20 protein-coding genes are annotated in these 21,097 nt (G+C 33.3%); 11 read left to right on the forward strand and 9 right to left on the reverse strand.

Annotated elements, in window-relative coordinates; translation table 11 throughout:
* Positions 1–91: 91 nt before the first annotated feature.
* The 3 genes from JOOMADRAFT_RS08660 to JOOMADRAFT_RS08670 form a co-directional block, all read right to left on the reverse strand.
* The gene (locus JOOMADRAFT_RS08660) at positions 92–1,387 is read right to left on the reverse strand and encodes an amidohydrolase family protein (RefSeq protein ID WP_040879994.1); all 1,296 of its coding nucleotides are present in this window, start codon (positions 1,385–1,387) and stop codon (positions 92–94) included.
* A 93-nt stretch (positions 1,388–1,480) separates the two neighbouring features.
* Positions 1,481–4,486, reverse strand: coding sequence for an amidohydrolase family protein (locus tag JOOMADRAFT_RS08665; protein WP_008612618.1), 3,006 nt, complete (start codon positions 4,484–4,486; stop codon positions 1,481–1,483).
* A 182-nt stretch (positions 4,487–4,668) separates the two neighbouring features.
* Positions 4,669–5,736, reverse strand: a complete 1,068-nt coding sequence (locus tag JOOMADRAFT_RS08670; protein ID WP_008612619.1) for a DUF3810 domain-containing protein — start codon at positions 5,734–5,736, stop codon at positions 4,669–4,671.
* Between the two features lie 140 nt (positions 5,737–5,876).
* On the opposite strand from JOOMADRAFT_RS08670, the gene JOOMADRAFT_RS08675 reads away from it, so the two are divergent.
* Entirely contained in the window at positions 5,877–7,340 is a 1,464-nt protein-coding gene (locus JOOMADRAFT_RS08675; protein WP_008612620.1) for an aminoacyl-histidine dipeptidase, read from the forward strand.
* Between the two features lie 222 nt (positions 7,341–7,562).
* On the opposite strand, the gene JOOMADRAFT_RS08680 is transcribed toward JOOMADRAFT_RS08675, so the two are convergent.
* Genes JOOMADRAFT_RS08680 through JOOMADRAFT_RS08690 form a run of 3 tightly spaced genes read right to left on the reverse strand, consistent with a single transcriptional unit; the run spans position 7,563 to position 10,295 of the window.
* Positions 7,563–8,678, reverse strand: a complete 1,116-nt coding sequence (locus JOOMADRAFT_RS08680) for a peptidylprolyl isomerase (protein ID WP_040879995.1) — start codon at positions 8,676–8,678, stop codon at positions 7,563–7,565.
* Positions 8,679–8,712: 34 nt separating this feature from the next.
* The gene (gene gldI / locus JOOMADRAFT_RS08685) at positions 8,713–9,285 is read right to left on the reverse strand and encodes a gliding motility-associated peptidyl-prolyl isomerase GldI (RefSeq protein WP_008612623.1); all 573 of its coding nucleotides are present in this window, start codon (positions 9,283–9,285) and stop codon (positions 8,713–8,715) included.
* Entirely contained in the window at positions 9,282–10,295 is a 1,014-nt protein-coding gene (locus tag JOOMADRAFT_RS08690) for a DHH family phosphoesterase (RefSeq protein ID WP_008612625.1), read from the reverse strand. Before JOOMADRAFT_RS08690 ends, gldI begins: the two co-directional genes overlap by 4 nt.
* Before the next feature lie 74 nt (positions 10,296–10,369).
* Here JOOMADRAFT_RS08690 and JOOMADRAFT_RS08695 point away from each other — a divergent pair, with 74 nt between their 5' ends.
* Both JOOMADRAFT_RS08695 and JOOMADRAFT_RS08700 read left to right on the forward strand, forming a co-directional pair.
* Positions 10,370–11,398 carry an alkaline phosphatase D family protein gene (locus JOOMADRAFT_RS08695; protein ID WP_008612626.1) on the forward strand — a complete coding sequence of 343 codons (1,029 nt, stop codon included), beginning with the start codon at positions 10,370–10,372 and terminating at the stop codon, positions 11,396–11,398.
* Between the two features lie 151 nt (positions 11,399–11,549).
* Positions 11,550–11,969 (forward strand): nucleoside-diphosphate kinase, encoded by a 420-nt coding sequence (locus JOOMADRAFT_RS08700; RefSeq protein WP_008612629.1) that lies wholly within the window; start codon positions 11,550–11,552, stop codon positions 11,967–11,969.
* A 281-nt stretch (positions 11,970–12,250) separates the two neighbouring features.
* Here JOOMADRAFT_RS08700 and JOOMADRAFT_RS08705 read toward each other — a convergent pair whose 3' ends face one another.
* Both JOOMADRAFT_RS08705 and JOOMADRAFT_RS08710 read right to left on the reverse strand, forming a co-directional pair.
* Positions 12,251–12,547, reverse strand: coding sequence for a DUF721 domain-containing protein (locus tag JOOMADRAFT_RS08705; protein WP_008612630.1), 297 nt, complete (start codon positions 12,545–12,547; stop codon positions 12,251–12,253).
* Positions 12,547–12,960 carry a lipocalin family protein gene (locus JOOMADRAFT_RS08710; protein WP_008612632.1) on the reverse strand — a complete coding sequence of 138 codons (414 nt, stop codon included), beginning with the start codon at positions 12,958–12,960 and terminating at the stop codon, positions 12,547–12,549. The genes JOOMADRAFT_RS08705 and JOOMADRAFT_RS08710 overlap by 1 nt, the downstream gene beginning before the upstream one ends.
* A gap of 179 nt (positions 12,961–13,139) precedes the next feature.
* Here JOOMADRAFT_RS08710 and JOOMADRAFT_RS20295 point away from each other — a divergent pair, with 179 nt between their 5' ends.
* Positions 13,140–13,301: a hypothetical protein gene (locus JOOMADRAFT_RS20295; RefSeq protein ID WP_008612633.1), complete on the forward strand. Its 162-nt coding sequence runs from the start codon at positions 13,140–13,142 to the stop codon at positions 13,299–13,301.
* Positions 13,302–13,355: 54 nt separating this feature from the next.
* Here the strand turns inward: JOOMADRAFT_RS20295 and recF are convergent, their stop codons facing one another.
* Positions 13,356–14,438, reverse strand: a complete 1,083-nt coding sequence (recF, locus tag JOOMADRAFT_RS08715; RefSeq protein WP_008612634.1) for a DNA replication/repair protein RecF — start codon at positions 14,436–14,438, stop codon at positions 13,356–13,358.
* Between the two features lie 206 nt (positions 14,439–14,644).
* Between recF and JOOMADRAFT_RS08720 the strand changes: the two genes are divergently transcribed.
* The 7 genes from JOOMADRAFT_RS08720 to JOOMADRAFT_RS08750 all read left to right on the forward strand — a co-directional run bounded on the left by JOOMADRAFT_RS08720 (position 14,645) and on the right by JOOMADRAFT_RS08750 (position 21,096).
* On the forward strand, positions 14,645–15,424 hold the full coding sequence (locus JOOMADRAFT_RS08720; RefSeq protein ID WP_008612635.1) for a tetratricopeptide repeat protein: 780 nt from the start codon (positions 14,645–14,647) through the stop codon (positions 15,422–15,424).
* A gap of 62 nt (positions 15,425–15,486) precedes the next feature.
* Positions 15,487–15,969, forward strand: a complete 483-nt coding sequence (ribH, locus tag JOOMADRAFT_RS08725; protein WP_008612636.1) for a 6,7-dimethyl-8-ribityllumazine synthase — start codon at positions 15,487–15,489, stop codon at positions 15,967–15,969.
* A gap of 241 nt (positions 15,970–16,210) precedes the next feature.
* Positions 16,211–16,504: a hypothetical protein gene (locus JOOMADRAFT_RS08730; protein ID WP_008612638.1), complete on the forward strand. Its 294-nt coding sequence runs from the start codon at positions 16,211–16,213 to the stop codon at positions 16,502–16,504.
* Positions 16,504–18,339 (forward strand): DNA mismatch repair endonuclease MutL, encoded by a 1,836-nt coding sequence (gene mutL / locus JOOMADRAFT_RS08735; protein WP_008612639.1) that lies wholly within the window; start codon positions 16,504–16,506, stop codon positions 18,337–18,339. Before JOOMADRAFT_RS08730 ends, mutL begins: the two co-directional genes overlap by 1 nt.
* A 16-nt stretch (positions 18,340–18,355) precedes the next feature.
* Positions 18,356–19,099, forward strand: a complete 744-nt coding sequence (locus JOOMADRAFT_RS08740) for a rhomboid family intramembrane serine protease (RefSeq protein WP_008612640.1) — start codon at positions 18,356–18,358, stop codon at positions 19,097–19,099.
* A 91-nt stretch (positions 19,100–19,190) separates the two neighbouring features.
* A complete protein-coding gene (locus JOOMADRAFT_RS08745) occupies positions 19,191–20,054 on the forward strand; it encodes a rhomboid family protein (RefSeq protein WP_008612641.1) in 864 nt (287 codons plus the stop codon).
* 28 nt (positions 20,055–20,082) lie between these two features.
* Complete coding sequence (locus JOOMADRAFT_RS08750; RefSeq protein ID WP_008612642.1) at positions 20,083–21,096, forward strand: endonuclease/exonuclease/phosphatase family protein; 1,014 nt, start codon at positions 20,083–20,085, stop codon at positions 21,094–21,096.
* The last annotated feature ends 1 nt before the right edge of the window (position 21,097 follow it).

Consider the following 21,097-nt stretch of genomic DNA (forward strand, 5'->3'; position numbering starts at 1 on the left):
TACTGTTATAGAAGAGTCGGGAGTAAAAAAGGAGCCTGTGGAAGTCATCCTTCGACAGGCTCTGGATGACTTCGACAGACAGCTATAGTATTTATTGTTGTTTGTATTTATTGCTATAACGGTGCCATAATTCCGTTTGATGTGTTTCTAGGCTAATAGCTCGACCTTGAATAAAAGCATTACTAATAATATTGGTACGCATATCAAGCGCATCTCCTTCAGAAATAAATAATGTAGCATCTTTTCCTGTTGTAATAGTTCCAGCAAAAGCATCAATTCCTGCAATTTTAGCTGCATTTTCGGTTATTAACTGTACCGCTTTTTCTTTCTCTAATCCATAGGCAGCAAAAGTTCCTGCGTAAAAAGGTAGATTACGAGTGTTCATGCGTTCCATACCTCCAGAAGGATCAATCCCGCATAGTACTCCAGCTTTATTTAAAAGAGAAGCTAGCATGAATGTATGCTTTATATTTTCATCATTATTAGATGGTAAGCGGTGTGGGCGTTGAATAACAACTGGAATGTTTTTGGAAGCTAACATATTTGAAACTTTATCTGCTTGGTCTCCCCCTACAATAACCATATTTTGGACACCTATTTTTTCTCCGAAGTTAATAGCATCTGTAATTTCTCGAGCTCCATCTACATGGATAAATAGTTTTTTTGAACCATTAAAAAGTCCTTCGGTAGCTTCAAAAGGGAGATTTCTTGGCTTTTCATCTCCAGAGAAATACGCTTTAGCTTCTGTAAGAAAGCTTGTTACTTCGTTTATTTCATTATTATAATCTTCATTTGGTTTAAGACCTGGTTCTTCTCCTCTCCATGGGCGACCTCTTTTTAAGCTGTTTGGCCAATTAAGATGAATAGCGTCATCGGTTTTTATGGCAGCATCTTCCCAGTTCCAAGCATCAAATTGAACCACAGAAGAAGTCCCAGAAATTCTCCCTCCACGAGGAGTTATTTGACCCATAAGTACTCCGTTAGGACGCATAGATTCTACTATTTTTGATTCTGCATTGTAGGCAATTAGACTTCTAATATGTGGTAGCAGCGACCCAACTTCGTCTTCATCGTCGGTGGCTCTTACCGCGTCTATTTCTACAAGACCTAAAGTAGAGTTCAAAGCAATAAATCCAGGATATACATGCTTATTACTAGCGTCAATTACTTGGTTGTAATTAGAAGTATTCGCTTCGGAAGCTTTCCCAATAAAAGTTATTTTACCATTTTCAAACCCAACCGCACTGTTTTCAATAACAGTTCCATTACCAATATGAGCAGTAGCTCCTGTTATTAAAATACTCTCCTTTTGTGCTGGGGCAGGTGTTTGTTGCGCTACAGAAATAGTAACGAACATTATTAGTATGAGTTGTATTATGTTTTTCATGTGTTTATTTTTATTGTTTTTAGCGGTCACATAGAACATCCAAATAATTATTCCGCTATGTGTCTAATAATTAGACCTGGATGTTTCATTTTTTTACAATTGATAGATTAAAGTGTCACAATGGAATTCTTCTTCCTCTTTTACTTTTGGAGCCTGAGTTTTTACCCCTTTATTCTTCTCTCGAATCATCATATTGATAAGCTCATTTTTAGTTTGCTGAACTTCTTTTTCTACTTGCTGCATTTTTTCATAATCATAATATACAGCTCCTTCAATAATAGTTTTTTCAGCAACGGCATAAACAGACATAGGGTGATTGCTCCAAAGTACAACATCAGCATCTTTACCTTCTTTAATACTTCCAATTCTGTCGTCTAAATGCAAAAGTTTAGCAGGATTTATAGTAACAAACTTCCATGCTTCTTCTTCGCTCATGCCTCCATATTTTACTGTTTTTGCAGCCTCTTGGTTTAGGCGTCTAGACATTTCGGCATCATCAGAGTTTATGGCTACTGTAATACCTTGATTGTGCATAATTGCTGCATTATAAGGAATAGCGTCGTTTACTTCATATTTGTATGCCCACCAATCGGAAAAAGTAGAGCCGCCAACTCCGTGTTCCTTCATCTTATCGGCAACTTTGTAACCTTCTAAAATATGAGTAAAAGTATTTATATTGAAGTCAAATTTATCTGCAACCTTCATTAGCATATTAATTTCACTTTGCACATAAGAGTGACAAGAAATAAAGCGTTCTTTATTTAAAATTTCAGCTAAAGTTTCCATCTCTACATCATAACGAGGAGCTTTAGATTTTGATTTTTTTGAAGAAGATGAATTATTAAAAGCTTTCCATTGCTCATCATATTCTTTAGCACGCTGGAAGTAATCGGTAAAAACTTGCTCAACTCCCATGCGCGTTTGTGGGAAACGGATGGTGTTATTGCTTCCCCAATTAGATTGTTTAACATTTTCTCCCAAGGCAAATTTTATAAATTTTGGTCGGTCTTTTAATAATAAATTATCAGCATCTTCTCCCCATTTTAATTTAATAATTGCTGAACGTCCTCCAATTGGATTAGCCGAACCGTGTAAAATTTGAATGGTAGTAACTCCACCAGAAAGGTTTCTGTAAATATTTGAATCGTCTGGATTTACAACATCTTCAATAGTTACTTCTGCCGAACTGTTATGACCAGCTTCATTAATAGCTGCAGCAGCAATATGGGAATGCTCATCTATAATTCCTGCGGTAAGGTGTTTCCCCGTAGCATCAATTACAGTTGCCCCAGAACCAGAAAGGTCTTTTCCTATTTTTGCAATCTTTCCATTTTTAATTAAGACATCGGTATTTTCTAAAACCCCAGCATCTTCACTTGTCCAAACCGTAGCATTTTTAAATAAAATAGTTTGTTGTGTAGGAAGTGTTTTTACGCCATAAGCTTTGTTTGGATAAGTAACTGGTAATAATTTAGGAAGTTCATTATCTTCTTTTTTATCAGTTTCTTTTTCTTCGGAAGATTTTTTAACGGCTGTCCATGTTGCATTATTTCCGTTGGTTAGAACTGCCGTACCACTTAGATTTCCTTCCGTAGCAACTTTAGTAGAAAGTCTGATAAACTCATCTTTATTAGTAGCTCCTTCTGGATTGTAAAAAAGCGTTAGCCACCCGTTATTGTATGAAGCATTGGAAGCTATTTTAGTAGTTCCTTGCTTTAAGGTAGATTTTATTTTTTCAGGTTCGCCATCTATTTTTAAAGTATAGCTATTTCCATTTAAAGTAAGCGTATAATCTCCTCTAACATCAATTATATTTATGTTGTTTACCACATATTTAGAGCCTTGTACCCAGTTTTCATAGAGGGTAGTTTCTTTTTCAAAAATATCTCCAGAGGTAATTAAAAAGTTTGCATAATGCCCTTTCTCTAAGCTTCCAATCTCATCTGCTTTATTTAAAAGCGTTGCAGGAGTAGTTGTAAGCGCTTCTAAAGCTTTAGTCTTGTCCAAACCGTAGGCAATAGCTTTTAATAAATTGCTTTTAAAATCGGTTGTTTTTTTGTTGTCAGAAGCAGTAAAAGCAAAGGTAATATTGTTGTCTGCTAATACTTTTGGATTGGTAGGGGCTTGGTTCCACAGAAGCATTTCTTCTAGGGCAATTTTGTTAGCAATATATGGATCGGTAACGTCATATGCTTCAGGGAAGTCTAATGGAATAATGTAAGAGGCATTTGTTTCTGTAATTTCTTCGATGCGCTCAAATTCATTTCCGCCACCTTTTATAATATAGTTCAATTTAAACTCGTCTCCGAGTTTGTCTGCGCGGATGTCGTTGTACTTATCATTAGCTACAAATATCTGCGGAAGACTTTTATTATTATTTAAAGCTTCTAATGATAAATCTTTCCCATCAGCATTTCCATTTTGGTACCATTCAGCATCATAATACATTTGACGTAAAAGTGCTATAGCTCCCATAAGCGATGTTGGGTACGCCTGCCTTGAAGCATTACTTTTTTCAAAGGACAAAACTTGCGATGCTTTTTGAGTAATAATACGTTTGCTATTAGAAGCATCGTTGTTTAATGCTATTAAAGAACTTGTACCTCTTACAATTCCATCGGAAATATGAGAGTTTACTACTCCAAATCCGGCTTTAAGTAATTCTTCAGCTTTTTTCTTATCAAAAGCGAAGTTTTCAACAGCGTTGTTTTCTGGCATAATATGGTCGTTCCAATAATACCCTTCTCTTGAGGCATCGTATTGCGGACTGTTATCCGATTGTGGTTTTTTAGGTTCAGCAATACCAAAATCGGAATACATATCAATAAAAGAAGGATAAATGTATTTACCATTTAAATCAATACTTACTGCATTTTCTGGAATACTCACAGAGTTTCCAACAGCAACTACTTTTCCATTTTGAATAAGTAAAGTTCCATTATCTAAAATTTTAGTTGGAGAAACATAGATTTTAGCATTTTTAAATGCTGTGTAATTTGAGTTTTTAGTTTTAACACCGTCATTTTTTGGGAAGTATTCCTGTGCAGAAACAGTAATACAAAAACAAAACAGTGCTAGAAGGCATAATTTTAGCTTCATGTTTTAAGTTTGAGTTATGAATTAGTTAAATGAGTTTACTCGATTATCGAGATTTAAATGCTCCGAGGCTTGACTCGAAATCAAAATATTTTCCTATTTAAACGCCTCGTGGGCTTGCCTTGAGGTAGTTTACTGGTAAAAATATGATTTTTTGTTTCAAAATCAACAATTAATAGGCAGAACTATAATTTTTTATCTTTATAATAATTTACCAATAGCGCCACTACATAACTATAACTTTTTAAGCCCTTTTTTTGATTATTTGCTTTTAGGAAAGAATTGAAAGTATTCTTAAAAAAGGGTTCTGCTTTGGTTTTATGTCTTCTCCAGAAATTGGCTACTTCGATATAGTTTTTTATAATTCCAGGATGAATTTCGGTGTTAAATTGATCATATTTTTTAATATCTCTTCGTTTTACTTCAGCTAAACAATAGCGAAGCACATAAATATATCCTGAGTATTTAAAATATAAATCGTTGTTGGAGGTAGCAGCTAGAAAGGCTACAAAATTAGCTTCATTCTCCGCAGAATAACCTATTTGATGCGCTTCTTCATGGCAGCTTACGGTAGGATATTTAAAGTCTATTTGCAGTCCGTTTACTTGTGCTTCATTGGTAAAAGGGTTTAGATATCCACTGTATCCCATATAAGTTAAAGCAGTGCTATAAAGAGAGGTTTTTATGCTTTTTGGATGGTAAGTAAAAGCAGGAATCTCTTTGGATAGGATTTGATATCCATCTAGTGTTTTTTGGTAAATTTCTGCTTTTGAATATGGGATTTTTACTATTAAGGAATCGTTTTGTGTTAGTTGAAAGTGAGTTTCGTTACTTTTTTTAATGAGTTGTTCTGTAAAACTGTAAAGTTCTTCGGAAGTATAGGTATCAGAAATAGTTAGTTTTTCATGAATGGGAAGACGGTAATAATTTAAACCCCATAATAGATGAAACAAAAAATAAATGGTAGAAATGGCCACAAATAGTTCCCGAAAAAAATATTTTGAATTGGTAATAAGAGTTTTTCCTTTCAGAATAAAAAATCGAATAATTAAAATGGCAAGGGCTGTATAAAGAATATCTCCTACAGAAAAAGGAATCCATCCTAATAAAAATCTAGAAGTCTTAGCAATGCCTTGATATAAAAAATTACTGTAGTATTTTTCTACAATTTCAGGATAGTAAGCCAACCATTTTATCAAAATAAATTGAGGAATTATGGAAAGTGCTATATACGTTTTAATTCGGTCGGACATACTGTCAAAAATAGAAATTATTTAGTTGATAAAAATGCTCTTAACATACTAATAAGAAGTTATGTTTTCCGACTTTTATAATAGCCTTGTAATTTATTAAAAAAGCAATGCTTATTTTTGTGAAAATCTAAGTTATAAATATGAATTCAGAGATAAGAGACTTACAGCCTAAGGAAGTTTGGAATAAGTTTGCCGATTTAAATGCGGTTCCAAGACCCTCAAAAAAAGAAGAGCAAGTTATTGCTTTTATGTTGGAGTTTGGGAAGAAACTCAATTTAGAAACTTTTAAGGATGAGGTTGGAAATGTTATTATAAAAAAACCTGCAACAGCAGGGATGGAAAGCAGAAAAGCAGTAGTGCTACAGTCGCATTTAGACATGGTACACCAAAAAAATAATGACACCACTTTTGATTTTAGCTCACAAGGAATTGAGATGTTTGTAGAAAATGGCTGGGTAAAAGCCAAAGGAACTACATTAGGAGCAGATAACGGACTAGGAGTTGCTGCTATTATGGCGGTTTTAGAAAGTAATAACATAGCACATCCAGCTATTGAAGCGTTATTTACTATAGATGAAGAAACAGGTATGACTGGAGCTCAAGGCTTAAAAGGTGGGGTTTTAAACGGAGAAATCCTTTTAAATTTAGATACCGAGGAAGATGATGAAATTGATATAGGATGTGCTGGAGGAGTAGATGTTACTGCAACTAGAAAATATCAAGAAGAGGAGACGCCAGAGCGTGTAACTGCCTATAAAATTTCTGTAAAAGGACTCCAAGGAGGACATAGCGGAATGGATATTCATAGAGGTCTTGGGAATGCTAATAAGATTATGAATCGTCTACTTTTTGATGGTTTTGAAAATTTTGGACTCCGAATAGCAGCTATTGATGGTGGCGGATTAAGGAATGCAATTCCAAGAGAAAGTGAGGCTACAATTGTGGTAGAAGAAATGCACCATGATGCATTTGCTTTAGAATTTAACCAATTGGCAGCGGTTATTAAAAAAGAATATAAAACTACAGAACCCTCGTTGTCTATTACTGCAGAAGTTACAGAAACGCCAAGTAGCGTAATGGGAATAGGAGTTCAGGAGGGAATTACTAGAGCTCTGTACACAGCGCATAATGGAGTGTATGCTATGAGTCCAGATATGGAAGATTTAGTACAAACCTCAAATAATGTTGCTCGTGTAAAAATTGGAGAAGGAAAAATAAAAATACTTTGTCTTACACGTTCTTCTGTAGAATCCTCAAAAATAGATTTAGCAAATGCCTTAAGAGCAGCATTTGAATTATGTGGATGTGAAGTAAAATTTAGTGGAGAATATCCTGGGTGGAAACCAAATCCAGAGAGCCCTATTTTAAAGGTGTTAACCGATAAATATCAAACATTATTTAATGAAACTCCAGATGTGGTTGCTTGCCATGCAGGATTGGAATGTGGAATTTTAGGGCAAAATTATCCTGAAATGGATATGATAAGTTTTGGACCAACAATTAAAGGAGCGCATTCTCCAGATGAAAGAGCGCATATTGCTTCCGTAGAAAAGTTTTGGAAATTCTTAAAAGAGATTTTAAAAGATATTCCTGTGAAGGGGTAAATTTAAATTGAAGGTTACAATCCGTAATGAAACAAATATTGCCTAAAAAACAACCCCGAAGATTATATAATCTTCGGGGTTGTTTTTTGTAAATAAAGCTTAAATCTTCATTGAGGGTTTTATTCCCAGAGCCTGTCCTATGTTTGCCGAAGGCTCTACGTCGAAGAGGATTAAATTGTTTCCCTTTGAATACCTCGTAGGCTTGCCTTGAGGTAGTTTACTTTATTCTTGGACACCAACCATTTCTAAATCGAATACCAAGTCAGTATTTGGAGCAATAGGCCCATATCCAGCTTCTCCATACGCTAAATAGGAAGGGATAAATAACCTAACTTTATCTCCAACTTTTAACATCATTAATCCTTCTTTGAATCCAGGAATTATAGTTGCATCTGGACTGATAGGCATTGGAGCAGGTTGGTACATTCCTCGGTCTCTTTTTGCGGGATTTACATTGCCAAATTTTTCGGCAATTTCTAAAGAGCTTGTGTCAAAAACATTTCCATCTTCAAAATACCCAGTATATTCTACAAGAGCAGTTTTTCCTACTTTAGGTTTTTCTCCATCTCCTTCTTTAATCATAAGATATTTTAGTCCAGAATCTGCAGTTTCTGCTTTTTCTTTTTGAGCAGCAAACTCGGTAGCGATATCACTTTTAGTTTTTTCGATTGCCTTTTTAGCTTCGGCAGCTTCAGCAAAAGAAGCAGCAAATACTTTAGCAGAATCAAAACCTTTAGCGTCTTTTCCGTTTCTAATAATCTCAATATGCTTAATTATTACAGAATCAATTGGTCTATCTCTCGTCATTGGATCTTGAGAGGTTTTTACATTTGCTATGGTATCTACAACAGCTAAACCTTCTACAACTTCTCCAAAAACAGTATGTTTTCCATTTAAGAAAGGAGTTTCTTTATGGGTAATAAAAAACTGACTCCCATTTGTTTTAGGACCTGCATTCGCCATAGAAAGAATTCCCTTTTTATCGTGTTTTAAAGAATCTACAAATTCATCTTTAAATTTGTAGCCTGGATTTCCACTTCCTGTTCCAGTTGGATCTCCTCCTTGAATCATAAAATCCTTTATAACTCTGTGGAAAATAACGCCATCATAATAAGGTTTTCCTTTTAAAGAATCTATAACGTAAGTGTTTGTTCCTTCAGCTAAACTAACAAAATTCCCTACAGTAACTGGGGTTTGTTTGTAGAAAAGCTTAACTACCATATCTCCTTTGTTGGTTTGAATATCTGCATATAAACCATCTCCTAAGTCAGGGTATTTAGAGGTAGAGCACGAAACTAGTACGGCAACTAGGATAAAAATGAAACTTAATTTTTTCATTGTATACATATTAAAATTGATTGTTTTATTATAATTATTCTTTTGAAGTAGTATTTGTGCTATCAATAGCTTTTTGATCGATATCCAATAATGTAATTGTACTTTTTATGGTCTGATTAGTACCTACTTTATCATCATCTCCATGGTAGCCATAAGCTAAGGAAGATGGGAATAAAAAAGTGGCTTTTTCTCCCTTTTTTAATAATTTAACAGCTGTTCTTAAACCAGGGAAATAGTCTTCTTTGTCTACTTTAAAGTCTACAATTCCAATTTCTTGACTAGAATAAATAGTATCTTCGGCAAGGGTGCGAATATCATAGTTTATTTTAACAACATCTCCTTCTTTTGGAAGGTAGCTTTGTGTGGAATCTCTAGTTATAAAATAATAAGAATATCCATTGGAAGAAGAGTGGTATTTATTTAAAGAATCTATTTTGATTATACTATCTATTAAAGATTCTTCATATTCTAAAAGGCCTTTATTTCTTTCAATAGAAGCTCTCATAAACGACCCCGATTTTACACTTACTGGTCTCCGGGCTTCGGGTTGTTTGCAGGCCATAAATAATAATACAATGGCAAGTAATGGGACGTAGGTTTTTATCATTGTAATTGAGATTTATAATCTTTTAAAACGGATTCAAAGTATTTGGTGGTTTCAGTTAACGATAAGTCGCTTTTTCCCCCAGCCGCATTATTGTGTCCACCTCCTTGAAAATGACTTCTAGAGAATTCATTTACAGAAAAATTGCCTTTAGAACGAAGCGAAATTTTTACGATATCTTCTTGTACACTTTCAATAAAAATAACAGCAAATTTTACGCCTTGTAATGAGAGTCCGTAGTTTACAAAACCTTCGGTGTCGCCTTTTTTATAATTGTACTGCTGTAATTCCTCTCTAGAAAGGGTAATGTAAACGGTGTTGTATGCTGGTAATGCTACTAAATTTTTTAAGGCACAACCCAATAAATGTAATTTATCAATGGAATTGCTGTCAAAAATAGCATTATGGATGTATGAATTTTCTGCTCCTTTATCTATTAGGTTGGCAATAATTCTGTGCGTATTACTAGTGGTTGATGGAAACCTAAAAGAACCTGTGTCAGTCATAATTCCAGCGTATAAACAACTAGCTATTTCGGCAGTAATTTTATTGGTGTCTTCAAAAAAATCAATAAAATTATAGACCATCTCACAAGTACTACTCATTGAAGTATCAGAATACATAAAACGCGCATAATCGTCGGGGGCTTGATGGTGGTCTATCATAATATAATCCCCCTTAAAACTTTCTAATGCATTTGCAACATCGTCAATTCTGCTTAAAGAATTAAAATCTAAAGTAAAAACCAATTCAGCTTCTTTTATTTTTTGAGAAGCCAATTCTGTTTGGTATTCATATTTTATAATATTACTTTCTCCTGGCATCCATTTTAAAAATTCAGGATACTCATTAGGTGCTACAATACTGAGGTCATGCTTGTATTGTGTTAAATAATGATAGAGTCCTAAGCAAGATCCAATAGCATCCCCATCTGGGTTTTTATGCGGTATTATCACTATCTTTTTTGGAGTAGATAGGAGTGTTTTTAATTCTTTTATTTGCGTTTCTTCCATGGTCGGCTAATATACAATTTAATAATATAATACTTAAAAAAGGAATAGTACATTTGTAGTCTTAAACTATATTTATGCGTGTAATTTTTGTTGCGTTATGTGTAGCTATTCTTTGCTGCGGATGTAAAACAGCTAAAACATCTATTTATCCCTTGCAAGGAGATGATTTTGTCATTGCTTTTGGATCTTGTAATAAGCAAGACGAAGAAAACGTATTATGGGATGATGTTTTATTGAATAAACCTTCTGTTTGGATTTGGGGAGGCGATAATATTTATTCAGATACTGATGATTTTCGCCAAATGAGAAAAGACTATGAAGAGCAGCGGTATCAAGATGGTTATAAGGCAATTGTAAAGTCAATGGATGTTATTGGTACTTGGGACGACCACGATTATGGTTTAGGCGATGGTGGTGTCGATTGGGAGATGAAAGAAAAAGCGCAGGAGTTGTTTCTTAATTTTATGAATGTCCCAAAATATGATCCAAGGAGAAAACAAGAAGGGGTTTACAGTTCTAAAACATATAAAACAAAGGCTGGAGATGTAAAAGTAATACTTTTAGATACGCGTTATTTTAGATCTCCACTTACAAAAAATTTAGGAGATAGTGGCAAACGCTATATGCCAAATCCAGCGGGGGTAGGTACAATATTGGGAAACAAACAATGGCAATGGCTTACTAACGAACTTACTAATTCTACAGCAGCTTTTAATATTATTGTAAGTAGTATACAGGTGCTCTCTAATAAACATGGATTTGAAGCTTGGGGGAATTTTCCGAGTGAGGTAGAAAAACTTTTTAAGCTTATAAAAACAAGCAATGCAAAACGAGTTATATTATTATCTGGCGACCGACATATTTCTGAGTTTTCGGAAATTAATATAAGCGATTTAGCGTATCCTATAATAGATTTTACTTCTAGCGGACTTACACATACGTATGAAGCTTATTCAGGAGAAGAAAACCCTTACAGAGTAGGCGAAGTAGTAAAAGTAAAAAGTTTCGGTTTGTTAAAATTGAATATGAAAAATTATCATGTAAAAATGGAGATGAGAGGCGATGGAAATAAGGTTTTAAACCAATTAGAACAAGGGTATTAGGGAGAATATACGGTTAGAATACGTATTTTGTGTTTCCTATGGGAATAAGTCAAATAAAACCCTTACTTTTGCGGCAAAATTAAAAAAGCCCAAAAAGGGCGTTTGTTAATGTGCAATTAACTATAAAATTGCAAAATTTGATTTAAAAGAAATGGCAACAAACAGAACATTTACAATGATTAAGCCAGATGCTGTAAAAAACGGACACATCGGGGCTATTCTTGAAAAAATTACTGCTTCAGGGTTTAATATCGTAGCAATGAAGTATACGCAGTTAAGTAAGCGTGATGCAGAGCAGTTTTACGCAATTCACAGTGAGCGTCCGTTCTTTGGAGAATTAGTAGAATTTATGACTAGCGGTCCAATTGTTGCAGCAATCTTAGAAAAAGATAATGCTGTGGACGATTTTAGAACCTTAATTGGTGCTACTAATCCAGAAGAAGCTGCAGAAGGAACTATCCGTAAATTATTTGCAACTTCTATTGGAGAAAATGCAGTTCATGGTTCTGATAGCGATGAAAATGCTGCTATAGAAGGTTCTTTCCACTTTTCTGGAAGAGAGATTTTCTAAGCAAAAAAGTATAATTATAAAAAAGCTCCATTTTCTTTTGAAAAATGGAGCTTTTTTTGTGATATCAAAACACCATTGTCCAGTAAGAGGAAGTTTACATATTGAAACTTTATTAATGGCAAAGGTTTGAGAAAAATTTCAGGAATATATCTCTTTTGCTATTAAAAATAGAGATGAAAATGTACTTTAGATGCCATCATTTTATGATAGTTACAATTTAGTATTTGCTCTTTTTTCTGTAGCGAAGCGGTCTTGCGTTTTTATCCAGAGAGATTATTTGCTTATCTTAAAACAATACTTTTTACAATTTCTTTGCCTAATTCGTCATTTAACATCTTTACAATTTTTTCCTTTCCATAGCTTAATTCTTGGCGTAACACAGAGGAGGATAAAGAGACATAGAGCGTGTCTTGCTTTAATTGCACTTGTGTGGTGTAGTTGTTTACGCCGTTTCCCATAAGATTTTGCCAAGCGTTTCGAACGTCCACTTTATCCATGCCTGTCTCTAATTTGTTTTCATTTACAAATTCTTTCAGTGCATCACTTAATGAAATATATTCGTTTCGTCTTTTGGCCATTATTTTAAAGAGAATTTTTCAAAACGTTTGTAATAATAAGTTTTGTCTTGACTGTTTACGATACCAAATCTATCTTTGGTGAGTAAGATTATTTTTTCTTTTCGGACATTTCCATCGTTATTGTACTCAATGTAGAGTCCGTCGTTTTCTTTTTTTATACTGAAGTTTTCAAACTCTTTCATGTTAAGAAACCTTCCGTCTAATCGAGGCATTACTTTTTCTTTTGTTCCAGTAGAATCTTTTAATTGCCAATAGTCAATCACAGTATTTACTTTGTAATCTTTATTTTCTCCGGAAGGGAATGTAACTTTTTCAATTTCCCAATAGCCATTAAGAAGCGAGATGTCTTCGATTTGCGTTTTGTTGCAGCTTAAAAATATACTGCAAAGAATGATAAGAACTCTAATTTTCAAAGCTAAGTTTTTTGGAAAAACAAAGGTAGCTAAAAGTTGTTGGCTAAGTGAAATTTGAAAGGATAGATTTTTTAAATGTAAATTAGCGAATTAGCGATTTTTTAAATCAACACATTTTCAAATCATTAAAAAGCTTTTATATAAGGATATTTTTATATTTAGCTAACCAAAATTAAACAATGAACAAAATAAGAATCATAGGGCTGGCAATATTAGTAATCGGAATCTTAGTTCAATATATTGCAGATCAAGAGGGAACAGATTTTATATCGGGGATTTTAATAGGAGTAGGAGCTGGATTATTAATAGCTGGAAATTTAAAAAGGAAATCTAGAGAATAATTTTTTAATGTAAATTATCAAATTAGCGAATTTTCAAATCAACCAAAAACTTTTCTATTTTAAAACAATCATTTTATAAGACTGATGTGTTTGTTTAACAACATTTTCGGTTCTTTCGGCATGGGTATCACTTATAAATATTTGTCCGAATTTGTCTTGATTTACTAGGGTTATAATCTGACTCACACGATTTTCATCAAGTTTGTCAAAAATATCGTCCAAAAGCAAAATAGGAGTGTGTCCAGCTTGTGCTTTAATAAAGTCAAATTGCGCAAGCTTTAAAGCAATTAAAAACGATTTTTGTTGCCCTTGACTTCCAAATTTCTTGATAGGGAAATCTCCTATTTCAAAACTTAAATCGTCTTTGTGGACTCCTACAGAAGTATATTGTAAAGCTTTATCTTTATTCAAATTTTCTTTAAAAAGGGTGTTGAGGTCTTTTTCTGTTAACCGACTTTGGTAGCTTAAATTAATTGCTTCTTTTCCACCAGAGATAGAGGCATAACGCTCTTTAAAAATAGGAATAAAAATGTCTAGAAAATCTTTGCGTGCTTCATGGATTTTATGCCCGTAATCGTGTAATTGGTCGTTGTAGACTTCAAGAGTATCAGCATTAAAAGTATTGTTGAGTGCAAAATATTTTAAAAGCGAATTACGTTGCGCTAAAACTTTATTGTAGTTTATTAGATTTTGTAAATAGGATTTATTGCTTTGAGAGATAACACTATCTATAAATTTTCGGCGTGTTTCACTTCCTTCAATAATAAGGTCTCTATCTGCAGGAGAAATAATTACAAGCGGAATAAAACCAATGTGTTCGGATAATTTGTCGTAAATTTTTCCGTTGCGTTTTATAATTTTTTTCTGCCCTTTTTTTAAGCTACAAATAATTCTTTCTTCTTTTTCATCTCTTAAAAATTCCCCATCAATTACAAAAAAACTCTCCTCGTGTTTAATGTTTTGAGAGGCAATTGGATTGAAATAGCTTTTTCCGAAGGAAAGTAAATAAATAGCATCTAGCGCATTTGTTTTTCCAATACCATTTTGACCTACAAAACAGTTTATTTTAGCGTCAAATTCAAAACTTTGCGAATCGAAATTTTTAAAATTTATAAGCGATAATTTTTGTAATTGCATTTGTAGGATTCTACGGAATTATTTTTTCAGTTAAAAATAAATAGTAATGTTATAACATAGCTAAATTAATAGACTAATGGCGTTATTGGCAAATATAAAACGACGAAATTAGTAAAATAAAAAAGACAGATAAAAAATAATAAAATAAATTCCCTTTCCTATTTGAATAAAAATTTTATTTTTGCGAGGCTTAATAAAATATAGATATGGCAACGTATAAGAAAAGAGGCTATAAGAAACCAACGAAAAAGGAAGGAGATCTTTTGGAGAACGAGGTGTACGATGGTGAAAGTACTACAGAAGAAGTATTTAATACATTAAACGAAAGTGCTAGCAAAACAGAAGAGTGGGTTGCAAGTAACCAAAAGTTTATATTAGGTGGAATAGGAGTTGTAGTGCTTTTAGTGCTTGGGTTCTTGGGATACCAACAGTTTATTTTAAAACCTAAAGAGGCTGAAGCTTCTAATGAAATGTTTTTTGCGCAACAATATTTTGATGAGGCTGTAAATAGCACTGCAAAAGATTCGTTGTACGGATTGGCATTGAATGGAGCAGATGGAAAATACGGTTTAATCGACATTATCGATAATTACGGGGGTACAAAGGCTGCTAATCTTGCGCATTATAGTGCTGGAATGGCATTTTTAAATACTCAAAAGTATGATGAAGCAATTAAATATCTTCAAGATTTTAAATCTGATGATCCAATTTTAAGTGCTTTGGCAAAAGGAGGAATTGGAGATGCATTTGTGCAATTAGGACAAGAGCAAGACGGTTTGGAGTATTATGAAAAAGCAATTGCTACCTCTGAAAATGCTTTTACAACCCCTAAATTTTTATTTAAAGCGGGTGTAATTTCTTTACAGGCTGGAGATGCAGCTAAAGCATTAAAATATTTCAATAGAGTAAAAAATGAATATAGCGATTCTGAAGAAGGAAGAACTATAGATATTTATATTGGAAAAGCAGAAACGCTTAAAAAGTAATTGGTTGGTTGTTCTTTTATTAATGTAAATTGATATTGAATGATTAACTTAGCGTAAAAAGTATGGCTACAGAAAATAAAAATTTATCAGTATACGATAAAGCTACAATCCCAAATGCGAAAGATTTTCGATTTGGGATTGTTGTTTCAGAATGGAATTCAGAAATAACAGAAGGACTATGTCAAGGAGCTATGGATGCTTTATTGGATTGTGGGGCTGTTGTAGAAAATATCATTCGTTGGGATGTTCCAGGAAGTTTTGAGCTTACATATGGAACAAAGAAAATGATTAAAAAACATGAGCCAGATGCTATTATAGCTATTGGAAGTGTTATTCAAGGGGAGACTAAGCACTTTGACTTTGTTTGTGGAGCTACCGCAGAAGGGATAAAAGATCTTAATGTTAAATATGATACCCCAGTTATTTTTTGCGTCTTAACCGATAATACCATGCAACAAGCCATTGATAGGAGTGGAGGAAAGCATGGAAATAAGGGTACAGAGGCTGCTATTGCTGCTATAAAAATGGCTGCTTTAGGAAATTAATATCTTCTAGTTTCTAGGATTCCGTAATAGAATAATTATATTTTATTAGAGAGTCCTTAGTAATAATTTAGTTAGCATAAATAACTATTTTTCTTAACAACTTTTAGGATTTATAGGTGGTAAGTCTATTCCTTTTTGAGTAATTTTGATATTTATCGCAATAAATTTATATTGTTGATTGAAGAATTTTATTTTTCAGTCAGATAAACATTTACATTAAATTTTAAAAAACCATAAAGCTGTGAGACTTCCTTCACTTTTTAAGACAAGCGCCAATAAGTCGTATAACTATACGCCAAGGTATTATGATGAAAGAAAAGAGCGTTTAGAAGAGCTTAAAAAGAGCAAAGAGAAACGTTCTGATGAGGAGTATTTTAAGGGGTATAGGAGAAAAGCATACCGAGATGATTGGAAAACGGTACGTTCTACTTCTTCTAGTATGAACTCACGAATTCGTTTTATAGTTATTTTAATTTTCTTACTAATGTTTGCAATGGTAGCGGTACGATATATTAATTTAGATAAACTTATTTAATGGCAGATATTATTCAGCTTTTACCAGACCATGTTGCAAATCAAATTGCAGCGGGGGAAGTGGTACAAAGACCCGCTTCTGTTGTTAAAGAACTTATAGAAAATGCAGTTGATGCAGGGAGCACTTCTATTAAACTAATTATTAAAGACGCTGGGAAAACACTTATTCAAGTAGTAGATAATGGTAAGGGAATGAGTGTTACCGATGCCAGAATGTCTTTTGAGCGCCATGCAACTTCTAAAATTAAAGCAGCAGAAGATTTATTTCAATTACATACAAAAGGGTTTCGTGGAGAAGCATTGGCTTCTATTGCGGCAATTGCTCATGTAGAAATGAATACCTGCCAGGAAGGAGATGAGGTTGGAACACAACTTAAAATTGAAGGAAGTAAAATTGTAGATCAAGGAGTTACAGTAACTCCAAAAGGGACTTCTTTACTGGTTAAAAATTTGTTTTTTAATATTCCTGCACGTAGGAATTTTTTAAAATCGGATACTGTAGAGCTTCGCCATATTATAGATGAATTTCAGAGGGTGGCTTTGGCGCATCCCACTATTCAGTTTGATTTTTATAATAATGGGAGTGAGCTTTTTAACCTTCCAGCATCCAATTTGCGACAACGAATTGTGCATATTTTTGGAGGGAAAACAAATGAAAAATTAGTTCCTGTAGAAGAAGATACAGAGGTTGTAAATCTGAGTGGGTTTATTTGTAAACCTGAATTTGCAAAGAAAACACGGGGGGAGCAATTCTTTTTTGTGAATAATAGATTTGTTAAAAATTCATATTTACATCATGCGGTTTGTTCCGCTTTTGAAGGACTTATGAAAGAGCAAACCCACCCTAGCTATTTTTTATTTTTAGAGGTAGATCCTTCTGGGATTGATATCAATATTCATCCAACAAAAACAGAAGTTAAGTTTGACGATGAGCATGCTCTTTACGCTATTTTAAGGGCTTCTGTTAAGCATAGTTTAGGACAATTTAATGTGGCTCCAGTGCTTGATTTTGAGCGAGATGCCAATTTGGATACGCCTTATAATTACAAAAGTAAAAATGCAGACTTTCCAACGGTAGAGGTAGATGCAAATTTTAATCCGTTTGAAAAAGAAAGCAAAGGAGGGATTTCTGTTGGATATCAGAAAAGAGAGAAACCGCAGGCTAGTTGGGAGAATTTGTATGTAGGTCTAGAGCGAAAATCAGATTTTAGTTCTATTGAGTTAGAGTCAGAAGAAGTTACCGGTTCTTTGTTTAATAATGAAAATGAAGAGTTAGCTGCAACTACGTATCAGTTGCATAAAAAATATATTGTTACTACTATAAAATCGGGAATGGTTATTATAAACCAACACCGAGCACATCAACGTGTGTTGTATGAGCAATATTTAAAAAATATTACGGTTGATAAAGGGGTGAGTCAGCAATTGTTATTTCCTTTAATTTTGAGTTTTTCGAAAACTGAAATAGCATTATTGAAAGAATTAAAAGACAGTTTAGAAAATACAGGATTTTTATTTTCTAATTTTAAGGAAGATGAAGTGGAGGTAAGTGGAATTCCTTTAAATATTTCTGAAAGTGAAGTAGCAATTATAGTAGACCAATTGTTATCAGATTTTCAGTCGGAAGTGCCAGAGAGTTCATTGTCTCAAGCGGATATTTTAGCAAAGGCTATGTGTAAAACATTAGCAGTAAAAAGTGGAGAATTATTAAATATAACATCTCAAGAAGCGTTAGTAAATAATCTTTTTGCAACCAAAGAGCCAACAGTGTCCCCATTTAATAAGCCTACATATATTACAATGACCGTTGAAGAAATAGATAAACGATTTTTATAAAATTAAATTCCAAGTAATGGGAAGAATTACCGATGCAGTAAAGCATTTATTAATTATTAATGTGTTGTTTTTTATTGCAACACAGCTTATGGGGCAGCAGATGTACGATTTGTTTTCACTGTGGTTTCCTAAAAATGAACATTTTCAACTCTGGCAGGTTGTTACTCACATGTTTATGCATGGAGGTTTTATGCATATTTTGTTTAATATGTATGCTTTATGGGCTTTTGGAACTCCTTTGGAGCAAATGTGGGGTAAAGGAAAATTCTTTTTCTTTTACTTTTCTGCAGGTTTAGGAGCCGCTTTAATACATACACTTGTAAACTATTATTATTTTAATGAAGGGATGCAAGCGTTGGTTGAGCAAGGTTATAATCAAGCAGAAATATTGAACATTCTTAGTCAAGGAAAGTACGACACTTCTTGGGCTAATGTGATATCTGAAAGTACCCTCCAAAATTTTATAAGTTCTTATATGACACCTGCTGTAGGAGCGTCTGGAGCCATTTATGGAGTTTTAGTAGCTTTTGGAATGATGTTTCCTAATGCAGAATTGATGCTGATATTTTTACCTATTCCTATAAAAGCAAAGTATTTTATTCCAGTAATTATTGCCTTGGATTTATTTTCTGGGGTAACAGGATATTCTATTTTTGGACAAGGAATAGCACATTTTGCGCATTTAGGAGGTGCCTTGTTTGGTTTTATAATGATGTGGTATTGGAAACGAAATCAATTTAACGGAAATCGTTGGAATTGATTCTTTATTAGATAGAGATAAAATATAGAATTACAACATGCCAAACCTTTTAATAATGGGGTTATAGTATTTTACAGAAATAAAATAACGAATGAGTATTACAAACGATATTAAATATAAATTTTCAACATTAAATATAGCAGAAAAGCTCATTGTTGTAAATGTTGCTATATTCATTTTAAATGCATTGATAGTTTTTTTGCTACAACTAATGCCAGATGCTATAATGCAATGGTTTCAGTTGCCAAAAAGCTTCTTAGACTTTATTGTACAGCCTTGGTCTATTGTTACCTACGCATTTTTTCACGGAGGCTTTATGCATCTTTTTTGGAATATGTTGTTGTTATATTTTTCATCAAGAATATTTTTAAACCTTTTTAGTAAGAGATATTTTTTAAATGTTTATTTCTTAGGAGCTGTTTTAGGCGGTGCTTTTTTCTTACTTAGCTATAATATATTTCCTGTTTTCTCGAGAGTAAATTCTCCTTTAATTGGAGCTTCTGCTGCTATTATGGCAATTCTTATTTTTGTTTGTACCTACATTCCGAATCAAGAAGTAAGATTAATTTTCTTCAATATTAAACTCTGGTATTTAGGAGTTGCTTTTGTGTTGTTGGATTTAGTACAGTTACCACTAGGAAATTCTGGCGGCCATATTGCGCATTTAGGAGGAGCTTTGTTGGGGTATGTGTATGCTAAAAAGCTTCAAGAAGGGAAAGATATAGGTTCAGGAGTTGATGGTTTTGTTTCGTCTATTTCTAATATTTTTAAAAGGAAAAAAAAATCTCCCTTAAAAACAGTTCATAAAGATACAAAACGGGCATCTGCTAATAAAGCTTCAAAAAATGAGCATCAGAAAAAAATAGATGCTATCTTAGATAAGATTAGTAAAAGTGGCTACGAGAGTTTGTCCAAAGAAGAAAAGGATTTTTTATTTAAAGCAGGCAAAGAATAAAAGGGACTTCATATAAATTATATTAAACATGAAAAAGCTTAACTGGATTAATAAAGGTGTTTTTACTTTGAATACAGTATTTGCTTTTTTATTACAAATAAGCCTTTTAGTACCATATATTCCTGTTAAATCGTTTCCTAAAACAGCTATTTTTAGTCTTGCAACGCCTGTACTAATTTTATTAAATATAGCCTTTCTTGTTTATTGGATAGTAAAGTGGAAACGACATTTTTTACTTTCGTTTATTATCCTCTTATTAGGGTATGGTCAAGTTTCTTCATTATATCAATTTTCTGGAACTAAAAATGTTGTTAGTCAGTCTGCAATTAAAGTAATGACCTACAACGTGCGTATTTTCGACCTTTATAAATGGTTGGATAGAGAAGGAGTATCCGAAGAAATTATGGATATGATAAAAGAGGAAAATCCAGATATTCTATGTTTACAAGAGTTTCACGATTCTAAAGAGAAGGAGTTTAAGAATTATAAATACCGTTTTATAAAATACAAGACTAAAGGTACTGGGCAAGCTATTTTTTCTAAATTCCCAATTGTGAAAAGGGGGTCTCTAAACTTTCCCAACTCTCAAAATAATGCAATTTTTATTGATATCTTAAAAGATAATGATACTGTTAGGGTGTATAATTTACATATGCAATCGTTCCATATTAATCCTCAAGATGAAGAAATTTCTCAAGAAAACTCCAGTAAATTAGCTAAACGGATGGGGGCTGTGTTTTCAAAACAACAAGTCCAAACAGATATTTTTGTTTCTCATAAAGAGCAATGTCCATATAAAACAATTACTTGTGGCGATTTAAACAATAATCAATATTCGGCAATTTATAAGCAAATTAAAGGAGACGATGTAGATACGTTTGATGAGCAGGGGAGTGGCACAGGGAAAACTTATTACTTTAAGTATTTTCCGTTTAGAATTGACTTTATTTTGGTGGATGAAACCATAGAGGTGATGTCTCATAAGAATAGATATGAGCTACTTTCAGATCATTATCCTATTATCTCTCAATTGAAAATTTAAG

It is taken from the genome of Galbibacter orientalis DSM 19592 (genome assembly GCF_000260115.1).
Taxonomy (GTDB): domain Bacteria; phylum Bacteroidota; class Bacteroidia; order Flavobacteriales; family Flavobacteriaceae; genus Galbibacter; species Galbibacter orientalis.

Coding starts and splice junctions, on each gene's coding strand:
- JOOMADRAFT_RS08660 (WP_040879994.1), bottom strand. CDS start 1,387: ATGAAAAACATAATACAACTCATACTAATAATGTTCGTTACTATTTCT.
- JOOMADRAFT_RS08665 (WP_008612618.1), bottom strand. CDS start 4,486: ATGAAGCTAAAATTATGCCTTCTAGCACTGTTTTGTTTTTGTATTACT.
- JOOMADRAFT_RS08670 (WP_008612619.1), bottom strand. CDS start 5,736: ATGTCCGACCGAATTAAAACGTATATAGCACTTTCCATAATTCCTCAA.
- JOOMADRAFT_RS08675 (WP_008612620.1), top strand. CDS start 5,877: ATGAATTCAGAGATAAGAGACTTACAGCCTAAGGAAGTTTGGAATAAG.
- JOOMADRAFT_RS08680 (WP_040879995.1), bottom strand. CDS start 8,678: ATGAAAAAATTAAGTTTCATTTTTATCCTAGTTGCCGTACTAGTTTCG.
- gldI (WP_008612623.1), bottom strand. CDS start 9,285: ATGATAAAAACCTACGTCCCATTACTTGCCATTGTATTATTATTTATG.
- JOOMADRAFT_RS08690 (WP_008612625.1), bottom strand. CDS start 10,295: ATGGAAGAAACGCAAATAAAAGAATTAAAAACACTCCTATCTACTCCA.
- JOOMADRAFT_RS08695 (WP_008612626.1), top strand. CDS start 10,370: ATGCGTGTAATTTTTGTTGCGTTATGTGTAGCTATTCTTTGCTGCGGA.
- JOOMADRAFT_RS08700 (WP_008612629.1), top strand. CDS start 11,550: ATGGCAACAAACAGAACATTTACAATGATTAAGCCAGATGCTGTAAAA.
- JOOMADRAFT_RS08705 (WP_008612630.1), bottom strand. CDS start 12,547: ATGGCCAAAAGACGAAACGAATATATTTCATTAAGTGATGCACTGAAA.
- JOOMADRAFT_RS20295 (WP_008612633.1), top strand. CDS start 13,140: ATGAACAAAATAAGAATCATAGGGCTGGCAATATTAGTAATCGGAATC.
- recF (WP_008612634.1), bottom strand. CDS start 14,438: ATGCAATTACAAAAATTATCGCTTATAAATTTTAAAAATTTCGATTCG.
- JOOMADRAFT_RS08720 (WP_008612635.1), top strand. CDS start 14,645: ATGGCAACGTATAAGAAAAGAGGCTATAAGAAACCAACGAAAAAGGAA.
- ribH (WP_008612636.1), top strand. CDS start 15,487: ATGGCTACAGAAAATAAAAATTTATCAGTATACGATAAAGCTACAATC.
- mutL (WP_008612639.1), top strand. CDS start 16,504: ATGGCAGATATTATTCAGCTTTTACCAGACCATGTTGCAAATCAAATT.
- JOOMADRAFT_RS08740 (WP_008612640.1), top strand. CDS start 18,356: ATGGGAAGAATTACCGATGCAGTAAAGCATTTATTAATTATTAATGTG.
- JOOMADRAFT_RS08745 (WP_008612641.1), top strand. CDS start 19,191: ATGAGTATTACAAACGATATTAAATATAAATTTTCAACATTAAATATA.
- JOOMADRAFT_RS08750 (WP_008612642.1), top strand. CDS start 20,083: ATGAAAAAGCTTAACTGGATTAATAAAGGTGTTTTTACTTTGAATACA.